Origin of the sequence: Pseudomonas sp. B40(2017) (assembly GCF_002112855.1) — a bacterium.
GTDB classification, from domain to species: domain Bacteria; phylum Pseudomonadota; class Gammaproteobacteria; order Pseudomonadales; family Pseudomonadaceae; genus Aquipseudomonas; species Aquipseudomonas pharyngis.
Genome location: NZ_NEIT01000003.1, coordinates 612399 through 629651 on the forward strand (window position 1 = coordinate 612399; position 17253 = coordinate 629651).

A 17253-nucleotide genomic window follows, 5' to 3' on the forward strand; every position below is an offset into this window, starting at 1 on the left:
AACGCAGCCCGATTCAGGCACTGCCGAAGGCTGCGAACTTTTCGGGGCGCCATAAATTTACCTCTGCAACAAACGTTCTAGCTTGGATAAAGCCTGCTTCATGGCTGACACAGGTAGGGCAATGAAGATTTCTCGACGATGGTTCATGGCGGGCCTGGCACTGACCGGCGCCGCTGTGCCAGCAGCGTATTTTGGGCATCGTGAATGGACGAAGCCGGATCCGACGATCACCCCGGGTGAGGCGTCGTTCGACATCGCGGATGTTGCCGGGCAACGCCTGGCGGATGCGCTGCGCGGTATCTGGCAGATTCGTTTCGAGGGCCATGACGCCGGTATCGCGGGTTTGCCCAGGGACGGTCTGGAAGTGTTTCTCGATGTGGCCCACAAAGGGCGCGGCGTTATCGGCTTTCTCGACACGGCCGAGCGTTTGCGCTCGCCTCAGGCGCCGCGCTACCGCATTCTCGCGGACCTCGCCGATGTCAAAGCCTCGCAGTTGAGCTGGCGTCTGGTCAGCACATCGGCGGCCGACGGTGCACCGGACTACGAATTCAACATGGCGCTGGATGAAGTCTGGGGCGGCTTCGGCAACGCCGGCAGCGGCAGCCTCAGCGGGCGCGTCCTCAGACTGGATCGGCCGTTGATGCTGCCGGCGCAGGACAATCGTTTTATTGCCGTAAAACGCATGTTCCCCGAGGCACGCGAGCGGGCCGGTTTGAACCCGACGTTGCTGGCCTGGCTGATCTCCCCCGAGCACCGCCTGTTCCACCAACTCTGGCACGCCAGCCGCGACAAGTGGCACACCTTGAGCGAGGAAAAACGCGGCGCCCTGCGCGGTATCGGCTGGCAGCCTGGCCCGCGTGGCAAGGAGCGCGACGCCCGTGGCCCGCGCAAGGATCGCAATGGCTCGGGTATCGATTTCTTCTTCATGCACCGGCACATGCTGGGCACGGCGCGATCAATGCAGGATCTGCCGTCGTGGCAGCATTTTCCCCTGCCGCAGCCGGAATTGATCCGCGATCGCCAGGGTTTTGCCGATTATTTCGACAATCACGACGGCACTTCGCTGCCGCCGACCTGGCTGGCCGAGGACGATGACGAATACTCGCAATGGGTCAGCGACATCAAGACGGCCGAGACTTATCACAGTAATTTCCTGGTGTGGGAATCGCGCTACCGTGACCCGCGCTACCTGGCCAAACTGACCTTGGGGCAGTTCGGCTCGGAGGTTGAGCTGGGGCTGCACGACTGGCTGCACATGCGCTGGGCGTCTGTGCCGCGCGATCCCTCCAACGGTCACCCGGTGCCGTTTGCGCGTGATCCGGCCGATTTTTCCGCGCGTTGGTACGCCGCTGAAAACGATTTCCTGGGCGATCCGTTCTCCTCTCATGTGAGCCCGGTGTTCTGGGCGTTCCATGGCTGGATCGATGATCGTCTGGAAGACTGGTTCCGCGCGCACGAGCGCTTTCATCCGGGCGAAGTCAGTCGCTTGCAGGTCAATGGCGTGCCGTGGTTTGCACCGGGACGCTGGGTGGAAGTCGCCGACCCATGGCTTGGGCCGAGCACCCACGGCTGCAGCACGGTACCGGGCCTGCAGCCAGGCAAGTCAGTGGAGATGGATCCGGAAACCATGAAGCTGGCCCTGCGCATCACCTTCAGCGATGACGAGAAAGTGTTGTCGTCGTTGTTGCGCAAGGTGCCGCAGCGTCCGTGGTATGCGCGTCATCTGAAGCCCAGACAGACTCCGGTCTGAGACGGTATTCACTGCCATCGCCAGCAGGCTTGCCCCCCCCCCACCCATTCAGCTGCACCGATGAATGTGGTGGGGCCCGGCCTGTTGGCGATTGCACTTGCAGGTCAGCGCGATGCCAGTACCTGCCAGCCGCCGCCTAATGCCTTGTACAAGGCAATGCTTGCCTGCATTCGTGACAATCTCAACTGCACATTCAAATCCTGCGCGGCATAGAGCGTGCGTTGGGTTTCCAGTACCGTCAGCAAATCCTCTGCGCCGGCCTGGTAGCGACTCTGGGCGATGTCGAACGCCGTTTGCGCTTGCCGCAGCTCCTCGCTTTGCCATTGCCGTTGCTCGTCGAGGCCGCGAATGCTGTTCAAGGCTTTTTCGACATCGGCGAAGCCATTGATGATCGCGCCGCGATAGTTCTGCAGCAGTTCTTCCTGGCGCGCAGTGGCTTTGTCGCGCTCTGCGCCGAGACGACCGTTATTGAAGATCGGCCCGATCAATCCGGCGGTCAGGTTGTAGAAGGGGTTGCGCAGAACGTCGCGGAACTGGTCGGCCCCGGAGCCGATATCGGCACTGAGGCTGACAGTCGGCAGCATGGCAGCGCGGGCAACCTTGACGTCGGCCTCGGCGGCGGCCAGTTGCGCTTCGGCGCGCGCGATGTCCGGGCGGCGATTGAGCAGATCGCTTGGCACGCCAGTGGCGATTTCCGGCCAATGCAGTTGATCGAACGATTCCCGGTTCGGCACGAGAGCCTGAACCGGGCGACCCAGCAGGGCTGCGAGGCTGATCGAAGCGTCCCGGGCCTGTTGTTGCACCAGCGGCAATTGCCGTTGCTGGGCCGCTACCAGGCTTTTCTGCTGAGCCAGTTCCAGGGCGGTGGCTGAGCCTGAGTCAAAACGTGTCTGCACCAGTTTCAAAACGCTTTGCGCGTTGGCCAGATTGAGCTCGGCAATGCGGCTCTGCTCGCGCAGCGACAAGGTTTGCGCATAGGTGTCGGCGACACTGCCGAACAAGGTCAGCTCCACCGTGGCACGATCGAACTCGCTGGCCTGCAAGGCGAATTGCGCACTGTCGCGAGAGGCTTGTTTGCCACCCCAAAAGTCGATTTCGTAACTGGCATTCAGATTGGCGTCGAAGTAATCCACGGCCTTGTTACTGCTGTCGGCATCCAGTTGGCTGTAGCCCTTGCCGCGTAACAGTTTCTGCCGATTGGCATTGAGCGTGGCCTGCACTTCAGGCAATTGTGAACCGCCGGCGATCACGGTGCCGGCCTGGGCCTGGCGTACCCGAGCCATGGCGGCGGCGAGGTCGAAACTGCCAGTGCGAGCCTGTTCGATCAGGCGATCGAGCTCCTGGCTGCCGAACTGCGTCCACCATTGCGGGTTGTTGCGGGCAGTGCTGGCAGCCTGCGCTGACTGCCACGCGGCGGGAGGCTGCAAGCCGCTGTCCGGACGCTGAAGGGGATTGGCGCAGGCGCTGAGAATCAGGCACACGGTCAACAAACTGAAGCGCGGTTTCATAGATCGATCATTCACTGGTAAGGGCCGTGACCGGGTCGAGCCGGGCAGCTTTGCGGGCCGGCATGAAGCCGAAGACAACACCGGTGACCAGGGCGCAGCCAAAAGCGCCGAGCACTGCCAGCAGCGAGAAGGCGACGGCGATGTCACTGAGGATCAGCACGCCACCGACGATCAACGCCAGGGCAATCCCGGCGATCCCGCCGACCACCGAGAGCATCACCGCTTCGGTGAGGAACTGACGCAGGATGTCGCGCTGGCGAGCGCCGGTGGCCATGCGAATACCGATCTCGCGGGTACGTTCGCGCACCGTCATGAGCATGATGTTCATCACGCCGATACCGCCGACCAGCAGCGAAATCGCCGCAATCGATCCGAGCATCAGCGACAGGGTATTTTGCGTGCGCGCTTCGGCCTGGATCATGGCGGCGTTGTTGGTCAGTTCGAAATCCTTTTTGCCGTTATGCAGGCGCAGCATCATGCGCTCGATTGCCTGTTCGGTTTCCTTGACCTTGCGTGCATCGGCGGCAGCGATGGCGACGTACTCCGGGTTATACGTGCCAAACAGGCGCGTGCTGGCGGCGGAGTAGGGAATGGCGATGCGGTCGTCACTGTCGGAATCGCCGGAACTGGAGCCTTTTTCGGCGAGAACCCCGACCACTTGAAAGGGCACGTTTTCAATCAGGATGTACTGCCCGATGGGATTGGCGACGTCCTTGAGCAACTTGCTTCGGACTTTGTGGCCGATGACGGCAACCGCAGCGCCACTGGCTTCGTCGGCGGCGGTGAAGTAAGCCCCTTCAACCACCGGCCAATTGAAAATCTTCGGGAAATTGGTGTCGTTGCCGCCCACGTAACTGTTGTGATCGAGATTGCCGTAACGCACCACGGCTTCGGCGCCGTTGACGGGCATGATCTGCTTGATCAGCGGCAGGGTGGCGAGCACTGCGAGGTCGTCGAGGGTGATGATGCCCTGCGGTGCACGTGGGTGCGGAGGGACGCCACCCAGGTAAATGATGTTCGAACCGAAAGCGCCCATCTGCGCCATGACCTGACGCTTGCTGCCTTCGCCCACGGCGAGCATGACCACCACCGAGGCTACGCCGATGATGATCCCGAGCAGGGTCAGTGCGGTGCGGAAACGGTTGATCCACATCACCCGCCAGGCGGCGTGCAGGGCGTCCACCAGTTCGCCTTTCCAGGCGCCGGACGCTTGCGCGCCTTCGCTCAGGCGCTTGCGCAGGTCGACGGCTTGCAGGGCGCCGGGGTTGGCAGTGGCCTGGGCTTCGGGGTTGTCCCGGGCGCTGTCGCTGATGATCAGGCCGTCGCGGATCTCGATGATGCGCTTGGCCCGCGCTGCGACTTCGCGGTCGTGGGTGATCAGGATGACCACGTGGCCCTGGCTCGCCAGCTCGTCGAGCAACGCCATGACTTCCTTGCCGCTGTGGCTGTCGAGGGCGCCGGTGGGTTCGTCGGCCAGGATAATGTGGCCGCCGTTCATCAATGCCCGGGCGATCGACACTCGCTGCTGCTGGCCTCCCGACAACTGATGTGGACGGTTGCCGGTGCGCGAGGCCAGGCCGAGGCGATCGAGCAGGGCGGCCGCGCGGGCGTGGCGTTCGGCGGCGGGTGTGCCGGCGTAGATTGCCGGCATCTCGACGTTCTCCTGGGCCGAGCCGGACGGAATCAGGTGATACCCCTGAAACACGAAACCGAAGGCTTCACGCCGTAGCCAGGCCAGTTCGTCGGTGTCGAGGCCGGCGACGTTTTCCCCGGCAAAACGGTATTCGCCAGAGGTGGGTCGGTCGAGGCAGCCGAGAATGTTCATCAGCGTCGATTTGCCGGAGCCGGAGGCGCCGACAATCGCCACGAACTCACCGGCGTGGATCGACAGGTCGATCCCGCGCAGCACATGCACTTCGGGGGCGTCGCCACCGCCGTAGGATTTGCGGATGTCCTGCAGGTCGATCAGGGGCGTCTGCATTCAGCCTCCGCTGCCGTCGGCCGGGCCGATCAACAGGTGATCGCCCTCGTTCAAACCTTCCAGCACCTGGACTTTCAAGCGATCGCTGATGCCGGTGTGTACTTCGCGGGACTGGATGTCGCCATTGGCGGCGATCACCTGCGCGGTCTGCCGGTTTGCCGTGGCAGTGCCTTGCAGGGCGGCAACCGGTGCGGTGAGAACGTCTTTTGCCTGACTGGCGACGAAGAATACCTGGGTGGTCATTTCCGCCATCAGTGCGTTGTCGGCGTTGTCGACATCCAGCAGCACGGTGTAGAGCACCACGCGGGCGCTGCCGCTTTTGCTGGAACTGACAGGACTGCCGCCGCCCTGGCTGGTCTGGTCCAGCGGCTTGGGCGGCACCGGCAGGATTTGCCGCACGGTGCTGCTCCAGCGCCGCTGGCCGCCGCTGAGGGTGGTGAAGTAGGCGGTCATGCCCGGTTTGACGTGGCCGATGTCGGCTTCGGAAACCTCCGCCCACACAGTCATTGGCGACAGCTTGGCGATGCGCAGGATCAGCGGTGTCTGTTGTTGTGCGTTGAGGGTCTGGCCTTCGCGGGCATCGAGGGCCACCACGGTGCCGGCCATCGGCGCATAAATGCGGGTGTAGCCGAGTTCCGCCTGATCGCTGCGCAGGCTGGCTTCGGCCTGACGGATCTGGGCCTGGAACATGTCGATGCGTGCCTGGGTGGCTTTCAGTTCGGCGCGGGCGGTCTGCACGTCTTCTTCGCGGGTGGCGCCGCCAGCGGCGAGATGCTGCTGGCGCTGGTATTTCTGCTGCGCGAGTTCGTGCTGAGCTTTCTGTTCCTGTAATTGGGCCTTGAGGTTTTCGATGGAAAAACGCCCGGCGTCGAGTTTGGCTTTCTGGGTCGACGGATCGATTTCCACCAGCAGCTGACCTTCCTTGACCACGTCGCCGACCTCTACATGGATCTTGCGGATCTGCCCCGACGCCTGGGCGCCGACGTCCACATAACGCCGTGGTTGCAGGGTGCCCAGTGCGGTGACGCTGCTTTCGATATCGCCGCGGGTCACTTGTACGGTGGCGAACCTGTCCCGCCCGGGAGGCAGGATCTGCCAGGCGGCGTAGGCGATAACGGGGATCAAGCAAAGGACTACGAGCAGGGCGCGTCGGGCGGGGCGGGGACGTTTCATGCAGGGTTCCGGCCAGTGGAAATCGGCCCGTCGTTCAGAGGAGTGCGCGGGGTCAGGCACCGTTGAACGCTGCCGCAGGGCGCGACAGACACGGGGAGCTGTCCTGTAAACGAAGAAAGCGGAACGGAATTTAAGTGGCGACACAGGTTGTTACAGCAATCTGAAGGTATAGCCGGCCACTATTTGTCGGGCAACGACAAACACTACTTTAAATCTATATGAGAATTACTATAAATTACGCACCTCAAGTTGCCACTATCTTGCTACTGCCTCGGGCGGCTCGGCAGAACAGTGTGCTCAAGGACAAAACCCGCACTCGAGCGGCCGGGAGTCATGTTGGAAAACTACTATCGTGAGCTGGTGTGTTTCCTGAACGCCAGGCTCGGCAACCGACAGGTGGCCGAAGATGTGGTGCATGACGCTTATGTACGGGTCCTGGAGCGTTCCAGCGATACGCCGATCGAACAGCCCCGGGCCTTCCTTTATCGCACCGCGCTGAACCTGGTGATCGACGACCATCGGCGCAATGCCCTGCGTCAGGTCGAATCGCTGGAAGTGCTCGACAGCGAAGAGCGCTATTTCACGCCGTCCCCCCACAGCACCCTCGATCATGGCCAGCGCCTGGAAATGTTGCAGCGTGCGCTGGCCGAGCTTTCGCCGCTGTGCCGCGAGAGTTTTCTATTGCGCAAGATCGAAGGCCTGTCGCACCCCGAGATCGCCGAGCACCTTGGTATTTCCAAGGCCCTGGTGGAAAAGCACATCGTCAACGCCATGAAACATTGCCGCCTGCGAATCAAACAATGGGATGCCCATTGAGCCGTCGCCGTTAAATTTTATTTCACTGTCCTCGTTCCTACTCAACAGACGATCTGCTGTCCTGCTCCGGGCCGGCCGGTCACCCAAGCTCTTCCTCCGCGCTGTTCGGGGGTTCATCCAGAGGACACTGGAAATGACACAGGCAATTGCATCGCCCATCGTTCACGACCTGATCGGCGTCGGTTTCGGCCCTTCGAACCTGGCGCTGGCCATCGCTCTGCAAGAGCGCGGCGCGACCCAGGGCGAGCTGGATGTGCTGTTCCTCGATAAACAACCCAACTACAGCTGGCACGGCAACACCCTGTCGACCCAGAGCGAGTTGCAGATTTCCTTCCTCAAGGATCTGGTGACCCTGCGCAATCCGACCAGCCCGTACTCGTTCGTCAACTACCTCAAGCACCACGGCCGTCTGGTGGACTTCATCAACCTCGGCACCTTCTATCCGTGCCGCATGGAGTACAACGACTATCTGCGCTGGGTGGCCGCGCAGTTCACTGAGCAGAGCCGCTACGGCGAAGAAGTGCTGACCATCGAGCCGGTGCTGCACAACCATCAGGTCGAAGCGCTGCGGGTCATTTCCCGTGGTACGGACGGCCAGCAGTTGGTGCGCACCGCACGTTCGGTGGTGGTCAGCGCCGGTGGCACTCCACGCATTCCCGAGGCGTTCAAGGCGCTGAAGGGTGACGCTCGGGTTTTCCACCACTCGCAATACCTGGCCGAGATGGCCAAGCAGCCGTGCATCAACAACCAGCCGATGAGTATCGCGATCATCGGTGGCGGCCAGAGTGCGGCGGAAGCCTTCATCGACCTGAACGATTCGTTCCCGTCGGTGCAGGTCGACATGATCCTGCGTGGCTCGGCCCTGAAGCCGGCGGACGACAGCCCGTTCGTCAACGAAGTGTTCTCGCCGGAGTTCACTGACCTGATTTTCCAGCAGAACAGCAGCGAGCGTGAGCGTCTGGTCAACGAGTACCACAACACCAACTACTCGGTGGTCGACATCGACCTGATCGAGCGTATCTACGGCATCTTCTATCGCCAGAAAGTCTCGGGCGTGGCACGCCACGCGTTCCGCACTCTGACCACCGTCGAGAAAGCCACCGCCACCGAACGCGGTATCGAACTGACCGTGCGCAACAACGCCACCGGTGAAGTCACCGTGCGTGCCTACGACGCGGTTGTGCTGGCCACCGGTTACGAGCGTCAGATGCATCGCAAACTGCTGGCGCCGCTGGAGGAGTACCTGGGCGACTTCGAGGTCGATCGCAATTACAAGCTGATCACCGACGAGCGCTGCAAGGCCGGTCTGTACATGCAGGGCTTCTGCCAGGCCAGCCACGGTCTGAGCGATACGCTGTTGTCGATCCTGCCGATCCGCGCGGACGAGATTGCCGGCTCGCTGTATGAGCATGGCAAGAACCGTGGGCACAGCCGTTCGGTGATGGACTTGTTGTTGGCGACTGCCAGCTAAGTTTCACGATCGCCATCGCGAGCAGGCTCGCTCCCACAATGAATCTGTAAATGCAGGAAAAATGTGGGAGCGAGCCTGGTCCGGGCGGCGATCCGACGATGACTCTTCCAGAGCACCGGAAGTTTCCAATCCTGAACCCTTCCTGAACACCCGCCACATTCCCCGACACACTTCCTTTCGCGGGTTTACTCTCCAGACATCGGGGCGTAAGCTTCGCGCGTTTTCATCAATAGCGGAGACCCACAGTGGGTACTTGTTCGAGTGACAGTTGTCGGCCGGTCCTTGTAACCGGCGGATTCTCGGCAAGATAACGCGCATTCCTTTGTGCCGTTGTCTCGCCGAACAGCGAGCAGCGGCATCCCGATCATGACCGGTCCCGGTCATGTCCCGACGTCCTTCTCATCGACACTGAAAAGCCTGTGAAGTCGACTTCATCGTCGTCATTGCAGCCCTATCGACACGCCTGTCTTTTCTGACCGGCGCGCCACGCCTTGCCGTGCCGGTTTTCCGGTGCCCAGGACGAGGACGTACCTGCTCGACGGTTTCCCGGCTGACCATAGGGGCAACAGCCATGAAACTTACGCTCAAGGAATTTTTCGCAGGCTTCCTGCGGACCCGCCACATCGCCCGGCACTTCCGTCGCCTGGCCTTGCTGGAAACCCTCAGCGACACCACGGTCAGCCGTGAAGTGCCGCCGACCCTGGCCAATACACTGGTGGACGCCGCCCATTGCGACAGCGGCGTGCTGCTGTCGAACCTCGGCACCCACACCGATGGCCTCACTGATTTCGAAGTCGATGTACTGCGTGCGCAGCACGGCCTCAACGAAGTCGAACACGAGCAACCGCTGCCGTGGTGGACCCACCTGTGGCACTGCTACAAGAACCCGTTCAACCTGCTGCTGACTCTGCTGGCGGTGATCTCCTGGCTGACCGAAGACCTCAAGGCCGCCATCGTGATTTTCTCGATGGTGGTGCTCTCGACGCTGCTGCGCTTCTGGCAGGAAAGCAAATCCAACCAGGCCGCCGACGCGCTCAAGGCGATGGTCAGCAACACCGCCACCGTGCTGCGCCGGGATGCGCCGCGCGCTGAACTGCCGATCAAGCAACTGGTACCCGGCGATCTGATCGTGCTCTCGGCCGGCGACATGATTCCTGCCGATTGCCGGGTGCTCAGCGCCAAGGACCTGTTCGTCAGCCAGGCGGCAATGACCGGTGAATCGATGCCGGTGGAAAAATTCCCGCGTCAGGCCGATCGCGACACGCGCAATCCGCTGGAGCTCGACAACATTCTGTTCATGGGCACCAACGTGGTGTCCGGCACGGCGGTGGCGGTGATTCTCACCACCGGCAACAGCACCTATTTCGGTGCGCTGGCGCAGCGGGTCGGGGCGACCGATCGCGCGGTGACTTCGTTCCAGCAAGGGGTGAACAAAGTCAGCTGGCTGCTGATCCGCTTCATGTTCGTCATGGCGCCGCTGGTGTTGTTCATCAACGGTTTCACCAAGGGCGACTGGACCGAAGCGCTGCTGTTCGCGCTGTCGATCGCCGTGGGCCTGACCCCGGAAATGCTGCCGATGATCGTCACCTCGACGCTGGCCAAGGGCGCGGTGTTTCTGTCGCGCAAGAAAGTCATCGTCAAACGCCTGGATGCGATCCAGAACTTCGGCGCGATGGACGTGCTATGCACCGACAAGACCGGCACCCTGACCCAGGACAGGATCTTCCTGGCGCGCAATGTCGACGTCTGGGGCGAAGACTCCGACGACGTGCTGGAAATGGCTTACCTCAACAGCTACTACCAGACCGGCCTGAAAAACCTGCTTGATGTGGCGGTGCTGGAGCACGTGGAAATCCACCGTGAGCTGAAGGTCGGTACGGCCTTTCGCAAGGTCGATGAAATCCCGTTCGACTTCAACCGCCGGCGCATGTCGGTGGTGGTGGAAGGGCGCGGTCAGCCGCATCAACTGATCTGCAAGGGCGCGGTAGAAGAGGTTCTGGCGGTGTGCAGCCGGGTGCGTCACGGTGAAGTCGACGAAGCCTTGAGCGATGAACTGCTGGCGAAAATCCGTCAGGTCACCGCAGCATTCAACGCTGAAGGCTTGCGCGTGGTGGCGGTGGCGGCACGGTCGATGCCGCAGGGGCGCGACACTTACAGCCTGAGCGACGAGCAGGAACTGACGCTGATCGGTTACGTGGCGTTCCTCGATCCACCGAAGGAAAGCACCGCCCCGGCGCTCAAGGCCCTGGCCGAACACGGCGTGGCGGTGAAAGTGCTGACCGGCGACAACGAACTGGTGACCGCCAAGATCTGCCGCGAAGTGGGCCTGGCCCAGCAGGGCCTGTTGATGGGCAACGACATCGAACGCATGAGCGACGCCGAACTGGCCGTGGCGGTAGAAACCACCAACGTGTTCGCCAAACTGACGCCGTCGCACAAGGAACGCATCGTGCGCATCCTCAAGGGCAACGGCCACGTGGTCGGGTTCATGGGCGACGGCATCAACGACGCACCGGCGCTGCGCACCGCCGACATCGGGATTTCCGTGGACAGCGCGGTGGACATCGCCAAGGAAGCGGCCGACATCATCCTGCTGGAAAAGAGCCTGATGGTGCTGGAGGAGGGCGTGCTGGAAGGGCGTCGGACCTTCGCCAACATGCTCAAGTACATCAAGATGACCGCCAGCTCGAACTTCGGCAACGTCTTCTCGGTGCTGGTCGCCAGTGCGTTCATTCCGTTCCTGCCGATGCTGCCGATGCACCTGCTGGTGCAGAACCTGCTGTATGACATTTCGCAGATCGCGATCCCGTTCGACAACGTCGACGACGAGATGCTGAAGCAGCCACAACGCTGGCAGCCAGGGGACGTCGGGCGCTTCATGCTGTTCTTCGGCCCGATCAGTTCGATCTTCGACATCACAACGTTCGCCTTGATGTGGTACGTGTTCGATGCCAACACCCCGGATCACCAGACCCTGTTCCAGTCCGGCTGGTTCGTGGTGGGGCTGCTGACCCAGACGCTGATCGTGCACATGATCCGCACGCCGAAGATTCCGTTCCTGCAAAGCCGCGCGGCGATGCCGCTGCTGGTGATGACCGCAATCATCATGGCCGTGGGCATCTTCCTGCCGATGGGGCCGCTGGCGCACTACTTCAAATTGCAGGCGCTGCCGTCGATGTACTTCGTGTTTCTGCCGGTGATCCTGCTGGCGTACATGGCGCTGACCCAGGCCGTCAAAGGCTTCTACATCCGCCGGTTCGGCTGGCAGTAACAGGCAAGATTCCCCCCTTGTGGGAGCAAGGGGGGCGGTTTCAAGGAGTTCGACATGCAAGCGATCAACAATCTCAACCTCACCTCATTGCTCGACACTTTGGTCAGCCTCAGCGCGGCGTTCATCCTCGGCGGCCTGATCGGCTTCGAACGCCAGTACCGCCAACGCACGGCGGGCTTGCGCACCAACGTGCTGGTGGCGGTCGGCGCGGCGATTTTCGTCGACATGGCCAACCGTCTCGCCGGGGCCGAAGGCGCGGTGCGAGTGGTTGCCTACGTGGTTTCCGGCATCGGTTTTCTCGGTGCCGGGGTGATCATGCGCGAAGAGGGCAACGTGCGTGGGCTCAACACCGCCGCCACGCTCTGGACCTCGGCGGCGGTCGGTGCCTGCGCCGGTGCCGACCTGCTGGCCGAAGCGGTCCTGGGCACCTTGTTTGTGCTGGCCGCCAATACCTTGTTGCGGCCGATCGTCAACAACATCAACCGTCAGCCGCTGGACGTGGTCTCGGCGGAAGTCACCAACATTGTTTATGTCATCGCTCGGCGTTCGCAGCAGAAAGCCGTTTTCGCCTTGCTCGAGGCCGAGCTGGAACGCAGCAATTACCCGGCCAGCGATGTCGATGTACATGCCTTCGGTGCCGATGAAATCGAGATCGAAGCGACGCTGGCCACCACCTCGGTGGACGGTGATGAACTGGATGCGCTGGTGGCGCGAATCTCGACGTCGACGCTGGTGGTGCAGGCGTTCTGGAGTCCGAGCACCACGGAGTAACTTTTTCAATCCCGATGAGTGACCGTGTTTTTCGGAAAAGTCCTACAGAGTGTATCCCGATGCTTGGGTAGTCTTGCCGCCACTTGAAGCGACTACCCGGACTTCCACATTGACCGACAAAACCCTGCGCATCCTGATCGCCGACTTGCAGCATTTTCATCGGATGAAGATCGAGCGCCTGTTCAATGGCCTTGATTATTACCGCATTGCACCGGTGCAAAGTCTTGCCGAACTGTTGACCCTGGTCGATTACGGCTGTCAGCCGTTCGATGTCCTGGTGGTTAATGCCGAACTGGCGAGCGGGATCGCGGATCTGCCCGGCGTTCTGTTCGATCACCCACAAGTCCGACGGGCCCTGGTCTATGGTGAGCCGGCGGATTCCACAGGTGTTCCCGGGCATTTTGGGGCAAAGGTCATCACCAGCCCTGCAGCGCTGCCTTCATTCGACGAAATCGAACAGCTGATGACCTCGGTCGAGGCATCGCTTGGGCGGTCATCGCGTGCGCTATCACAGATCGGTCTGGCGCGCACCTGTCAGATCTGACAGGTGCTTCATCGTAAAGTCTGTGCAACAGTTGTAGCGCAGCTACCAATAGTCCCGTTCATGCAAGATCGGTGGCTTCATCACTATGTAATCGCACCGGGAGTGGTCATGGGTCGAGTATTGCTTGCCGAAGATCACCCGGTGGTCGTCTCTGCCATCCGTATGCTGTTGCATGGGTTGGGCTATAAGCAGATTCACGTGGTGTCGAGCGGCGTCGACGTCGTGCCGATGATTCGTGAACATGCGCCGGATCTGATGATTCTCGACCTGAACCTTGCAGGTATGTGCGGGCTGGATGTATTGCAGCGTATCAGGTCTATCGGGCTGGTTTGCAAAGTCGTGATTTTTACCTCGGCTCCCCAGGACAGTTTCCTGATGCGCTGCCGGCGTGCCGGAGCGATGGCCTTCGTGGAAAAGTCTGCCGACCTGAAACAGGTCGAGAATGCGATCAAGGCTGTGCGTTCGGGCTACACTTTTTTTCCTGAAATGCACGGTGTCAGTTCAGGACAACTCGATGCACTGAGTGATGAGCGGCAGTTGATTGATCGGCTGTCCGACCGCGAACTGCATATTCTGGTGCAACTGGCTCACGGCAAGTCCAACAAACTCATCGCCTTGGAAATGAACCTGAGTCACAAAACCGTCAGCACCTACAAGACCCGATTGATGCTCAAACTGGGAATAACGTCCTCAGTGACGTTGCGAGAGCTGGTCGTGCGCAACGATCTGTTCTGAGAGGCTTTCCATGATGAGACCGTTGCGGTTGGTGTTTCTGTTGGCACTTTTGTTTGCAGGCACAGTTCAGGCGGCGACGAGTGCGCAAAGACTGGAAATCGTTTCCCGCACCCGCCTGGAAGGCGTGCAGGTTCGCCTTGATGATCAGGATAAACAGTGGCTGAGCGCGCATCCGGTATTGCGCATCGGTGCCTCCTGGCCGGATTACCCGCCCTTTGAACTGACGCGCAAGCGCCATGAGCTGGAAGGCCTCACCGCCGATTACGCCGATGCGATTGCACAGGTACTCAATCTCGCCGTCGAAGTCTGGTGCTATCCCGACCGCGCAAGTGCGATGGCCGCGCTCAAGGCCGGGGATCTGGATTTGCTGGGCACGTCGAACAACTTCGAGATCGCCGACCCCGAACTGATGCTGTCCCGTGCCTACGCCGAAGATCAGCCGATGTGGGTGACCCGGCTCGACGAACCGTTGCCCGACGATCTGGCCGGCAAGCGAATCGCCATGGTGGACGACTACCTGCCAGCCTCGACCATCGAGCAGGCTTACCCGCAAGCCTCCCTGCAGCGTTATCGCTCGATTCTCGATGCCCTCGGCGCGGTGGCGTTCGGTCGGGATGCGCTCTACCTTGGCGACTTCATCAGCGCCAGCTATCTGATCAACACTCATTTTTATAACGACCTGCAACTGGCGGGCCCCTCGGGCCTTGACGCCAACCCGTTCGGCTTCGCCCTGACCCGCAGCAACACGCGGTTGAAACGTCTGGTCGACAAGGCCCTGCTGGCGATTCCCATGGAACAGCGCCTCGCGATGGAGCTGCGCTGGAGTGCCGGGCGCGCCGACAGGGCAGCGCAGTCGCGGGTAAGTCTGAGCGACAGCGAGCAACAATGGCTGGATCAGCATCCGGTGGTGCGGGTCGGTGCTATCGACGATTTTGCGCCGCTGGCATTCTTTGATGCCGATGGCCGGTTCAGCGGCCTGACTGCACAACTGCTCAACCTGATCAGTCAGCGCAGTGGCCTGACATTCGAGGTGGTGCGCGGTCAGTCTCTGGATCGTCAGGTCGAGCAGCTCAGGAGCGGGGAGCTGGATCTGTTGCCGGTGCTGACACCGAGCCGCGAGCGTGAACTTGAAATGCGGTTCACCCGGTCGTACGCCAACAGCCCCTTCGTCTTGATCACCGATTTGAAGGCACAGGCGCCGCGCAGTCTCGAGGAGATGGCGGGTAAACGTCTGGCGCTCTATCGCGGTAATCCGCTGCGCGAATATCTGTTGGAGCACGTGCCGCAGATCAACCTGATCGAGTTGCCGAGTCCGGCGGACGGTACGCGGGCGCTGCTTGATGGTCGGGCCGATGCGACATTGAGCTCGTTGCTGGTGGCGCGTTATCAGATCGATCACCAGTACCGTGAGCGCTTGCGGATTGTCTCCACGCTGGGTGATCAACCGGCCCGGATTGCCATGGCCACGGCGCCCGATGCCCCGCAACTGCAATCGATTCTGAACAAGGCGCTGCTGGCCATTGCCCCCCAGGAAATTGATGGTCTGGTCGCGCGCTGGAGTCGTAACGTGGTGCTGCAGGACAGCTATTGGCAGCGTCATAGAGAGCAAATCCTGCGCGGCTTTGCCATTGCTGCCGGGTTGCTGTTGCTGGCGTTGGGCTGGATCGCCTTTCAGCGTCGGCAGATCCGTCAGCGTCAACAATGGTTAAGACAGTTGCAGGAGGCCAAGGAGGCGGCCGATGAAGCCAATCGTGCCAAGAGCACGTTTCTGGCGACCATGAGCCATGAAATCCGCACACCGATGAATGCCCTGATCGGCATGCTTGAACTGGCCCTCAAGCGTGCCGATGAAGGCGTGACCGATCGCCAGGCGATCGAGGTGGCGTCCAGTGCCGGGCAGCAATTGCTGGCATTGATCGGCGATATTCTCGACATCGCGCGCATTGAGGCTGGGCATTTGTCGCTGGTTCCCGAACGGGTCAATCTGCGCGAGGTGGTGCAGTCGGTGTGTCGGATTTTCGAAGGCCTGGCCCGGCAGAAGCAATTGTTGTGGCATGTGGAGCTGGATGAACGCAGCAACGTCGAGGTGATGATCGATGCCCTGCGTTTCAAACAAGTGCTGTCGAATCTGTTGAGCAATGCCATCAAGTTCACCGATGACGGCGAGGTGAGCCTGCGCTTGCGCGTATTCGGCGAACAGGACGGGCTGATTGAAGTGGGTGTAGCCATTGAAGACAGTGGCCGGGGAATCAGCGCCGAGGATCAGCAACGCTTGTTCAGCCCGTTTGTGCAGGTCGGCGATCATCAGACTGCGGCGCAGGGCGGTTCTGGCCTGGGGTTGGTGATCAGCCGCAACCTGTGCCGGATGATGGGTGGTGATTTGTGGATGACCAGCGAGCCGGGCAGGGGCACTCAGGTCATGCTGCGACTGGAACTGCCAGTGCTGCAGCCGCTGGTGCAGGAGGCTGCACCGGCACCCGTGGCGACGGCGGTCAAGTCGCTGAACGTGCTGGTGGTGGATGACCATCCCGTGAATCGCCTGTTGTTGTGCCGACAGTTGAGTGAACTCGGCCATCGCCCCGTTGAAACCGATGGTGGTGGGAGCGGGCTGGCGCTGTGGCGCGGGCACTCCTTCGATGCATTGATCACTGACTGCAACATGCCGGGGCTCAACGGTTACGAGCTGGCGCGCGCGGTGCGTCAGGAAGAGGCCGCGACGGGCAGGGCGCCCTGTCTGATCCTTGGATTTACCGCCAATGCGCAAATGGAAGAAAAGCAGCGATGCCGGGCAGCCGGGATGGACGACTGTCTGTTCAAACCGGTTCTGCTGCGCGAATTGAGCCAGGCCCTGATGGCCGCAACATCCGAAGGCGCGCAGATCGAAAGCGTGGACGATCCGGTAGAGGCCGAGTTCGATCTGAGCGCGCTGTTGCAACTGGCAGGCGCGGACAACTCGCTGATCGGGCAATTGCGTGAGGAGGTGCTGAGCAGTCTGCGCATTGACCTGAAGCGTCTGGATGAGTCAGGCCGCAAAAATGACCGCGCCGATTTGCGTGATCTGGCGCATCACGTCACGGGCGGGGCGCACATGATCGGTGCCGAGCGTGTGGTCTCGGCGTGTCGGGTGCTCGAACAGGCCTGCCGGGCCGATCAGCCCGAAGCGGCATTGATGGCCGCCATCGATTCGCTGCGCGAGGCCATGCACGACCTCGCGCAGCAGCTTCAGGCCTGAT

General features: G+C 61.4%; 11 protein-coding genes. 8 read left to right on the top strand and 3 right to left on the bottom strand.

Annotated elements, in window-relative coordinates:
- The first annotated feature begins 121 nt into the window (after positions 1 to 121).
- A complete protein-coding gene (locus tag CAF76_RS10125; RefSeq protein ID WP_085612863.1) occupies positions 122 to 1750 on the top strand; it encodes a PvdJ/PvdD/PvdP-like protein in 1629 nt (542 codons plus the stop codon).
- Positions 1751 to 1854: 104 nt separating this feature from the next.
- Here CAF76_RS10125 and CAF76_RS10130 read toward each other — a convergent pair whose 3' ends face one another.
- The 3 genes from CAF76_RS10130 to CAF76_RS10140 are packed head-to-tail and all read right to left on the bottom strand — an operon-like array spanning position 1855 to position 6412.
- A complete protein-coding gene (locus CAF76_RS10130; protein WP_085649012.1) occupies positions 1855 to 3258 on the bottom strand; it encodes an efflux transporter outer membrane subunit in 1404 nt (467 codons plus the stop codon).
- A 7-nt stretch (positions 3259 to 3265) separates the two neighbouring features.
- On the bottom strand, positions 3266 to 5239 hold the full coding sequence (locus tag CAF76_RS10135; RefSeq protein ID WP_085612859.1) for a MacB family efflux pump subunit: 1974 nt from the start codon (positions 5237 to 5239) through the stop codon (positions 3266 to 3268).
- Positions 5240 to 6412: an efflux RND transporter periplasmic adaptor subunit gene (locus CAF76_RS10140; protein ID WP_085649011.1), complete on the bottom strand. Its 1173-nt coding sequence runs from the start codon at positions 6410 to 6412 to the stop codon at positions 5240 to 5242.
- A 333-nt stretch (positions 6413 to 6745) separates the two neighbouring features.
- On the opposite strand from CAF76_RS10140, the gene CAF76_RS10145 reads away from it, so the two are divergent.
- The 7 genes from CAF76_RS10145 (at position 6746) to CAF76_RS10175 (ending at position 17252) form a co-directional block, all read left to right on the top strand.
- Positions 6746 to 7228: a sigma-70 family RNA polymerase sigma factor gene (locus CAF76_RS10145; RefSeq protein ID WP_085649010.1), complete on the top strand. Its 483-nt coding sequence runs from the start codon at positions 6746 to 6748 to the stop codon at positions 7226 to 7228.
- A 133-nt stretch (positions 7229 to 7361) separates the two neighbouring features.
- Positions 7362 to 8699 (top strand): lysine N(6)-hydroxylase/L-ornithine N(5)-oxygenase family protein, encoded by a 1338-nt coding sequence (locus CAF76_RS10150; RefSeq protein WP_064594788.1) that lies wholly within the window; start codon positions 7362 to 7364, stop codon positions 8697 to 8699.
- Positions 8700 to 9270: 571 nt separating this feature from the next.
- Complete coding sequence (gene mgtA, locus CAF76_RS10155; protein ID WP_085649009.1) at positions 9271 to 11970, top strand: magnesium-translocating P-type ATPase; 2700 nt, start codon at positions 9271 to 9273, stop codon at positions 11968 to 11970.
- A 54-nt stretch (positions 11971 to 12024) separates the two neighbouring features.
- Positions 12025 to 12741: an MgtC/SapB family protein gene (locus tag CAF76_RS10160; protein WP_074687672.1), complete on the top strand. Its 717-nt coding sequence runs from the start codon at positions 12025 to 12027 to the stop codon at positions 12739 to 12741.
- Between the two features lie 109 nt (positions 12742 to 12850).
- Positions 12851 to 13285: a chemotaxis protein CheY gene (locus CAF76_RS10165; RefSeq protein WP_085649008.1), complete on the top strand. Its 435-nt coding sequence runs from the start codon at positions 12851 to 12853 to the stop codon at positions 13283 to 13285.
- Between the two features lie 108 nt (positions 13286 to 13393).
- Positions 13394 to 14020 (top strand): response regulator transcription factor, encoded by a 627-nt coding sequence (locus tag CAF76_RS10170; RefSeq protein ID WP_085649007.1) that lies wholly within the window; start codon positions 13394 to 13396, stop codon positions 14018 to 14020.
- Positions 14021 to 14030: 10 nt separating this feature from the next.
- Positions 14031 to 17252 carry an ATP-binding protein gene (locus tag CAF76_RS10175; protein ID WP_143491851.1) on the top strand — a complete coding sequence of 1074 codons (3222 nt, stop codon included), beginning with the start codon at positions 14031 to 14033 and terminating at the stop codon, positions 17250 to 17252.
- Position 17253: the final 1 nt, after the last annotated feature.

What these genes read in the sequence shown, in the direction of transcription:
- CAF76_RS10125 (WP_085612863.1), top strand. Translation starts at nt 122, where the DNA reads ATGAAGATTTCTCGACGATGGTTCATGGCGGGCCTGGCACTGACCGGC.
- CAF76_RS10130 (WP_085649012.1), bottom strand. Translation starts at nt 3,258, where the DNA reads ATGAAACCGCGCTTCAGTTTGTTGACCGTGTGCCTGATTCTCAGCGCC.
- CAF76_RS10135 (WP_085612859.1), bottom strand. Translation starts at nt 5,239, where the DNA reads ATGCAGACGCCCCTGATCGACCTGCAGGACATCCGCAAATCCTACGGC.
- CAF76_RS10140 (WP_085649011.1), bottom strand. Translation starts at nt 6,412, where the DNA reads ATGAAACGTCCCCGCCCCGCCCGACGCGCCCTGCTCGTAGTCCTTTGC.
- CAF76_RS10145 (WP_085649010.1), top strand. Translation starts at nt 6,746, where the DNA reads ATGTTGGAAAACTACTATCGTGAGCTGGTGTGTTTCCTGAACGCCAGG.
- CAF76_RS10150 (WP_064594788.1), top strand. Translation starts at nt 7,362, where the DNA reads ATGACACAGGCAATTGCATCGCCCATCGTTCACGACCTGATCGGCGTC.
- mgtA (WP_085649009.1), top strand. Translation starts at nt 9,271, where the DNA reads ATGAAACTTACGCTCAAGGAATTTTTCGCAGGCTTCCTGCGGACCCGC.
- CAF76_RS10160 (WP_074687672.1), top strand. Translation starts at nt 12,025, where the DNA reads ATGCAAGCGATCAACAATCTCAACCTCACCTCATTGCTCGACACTTTG.
- CAF76_RS10170 (WP_085649007.1), top strand. Translation starts at nt 13,394, where the DNA reads ATGGGTCGAGTATTGCTTGCCGAAGATCACCCGGTGGTCGTCTCTGCC.
- CAF76_RS10175 (WP_143491851.1), top strand. Translation starts at nt 14,031, where the DNA reads ATGATGAGACCGTTGCGGTTGGTGTTTCTGTTGGCACTTTTGTTTGCA.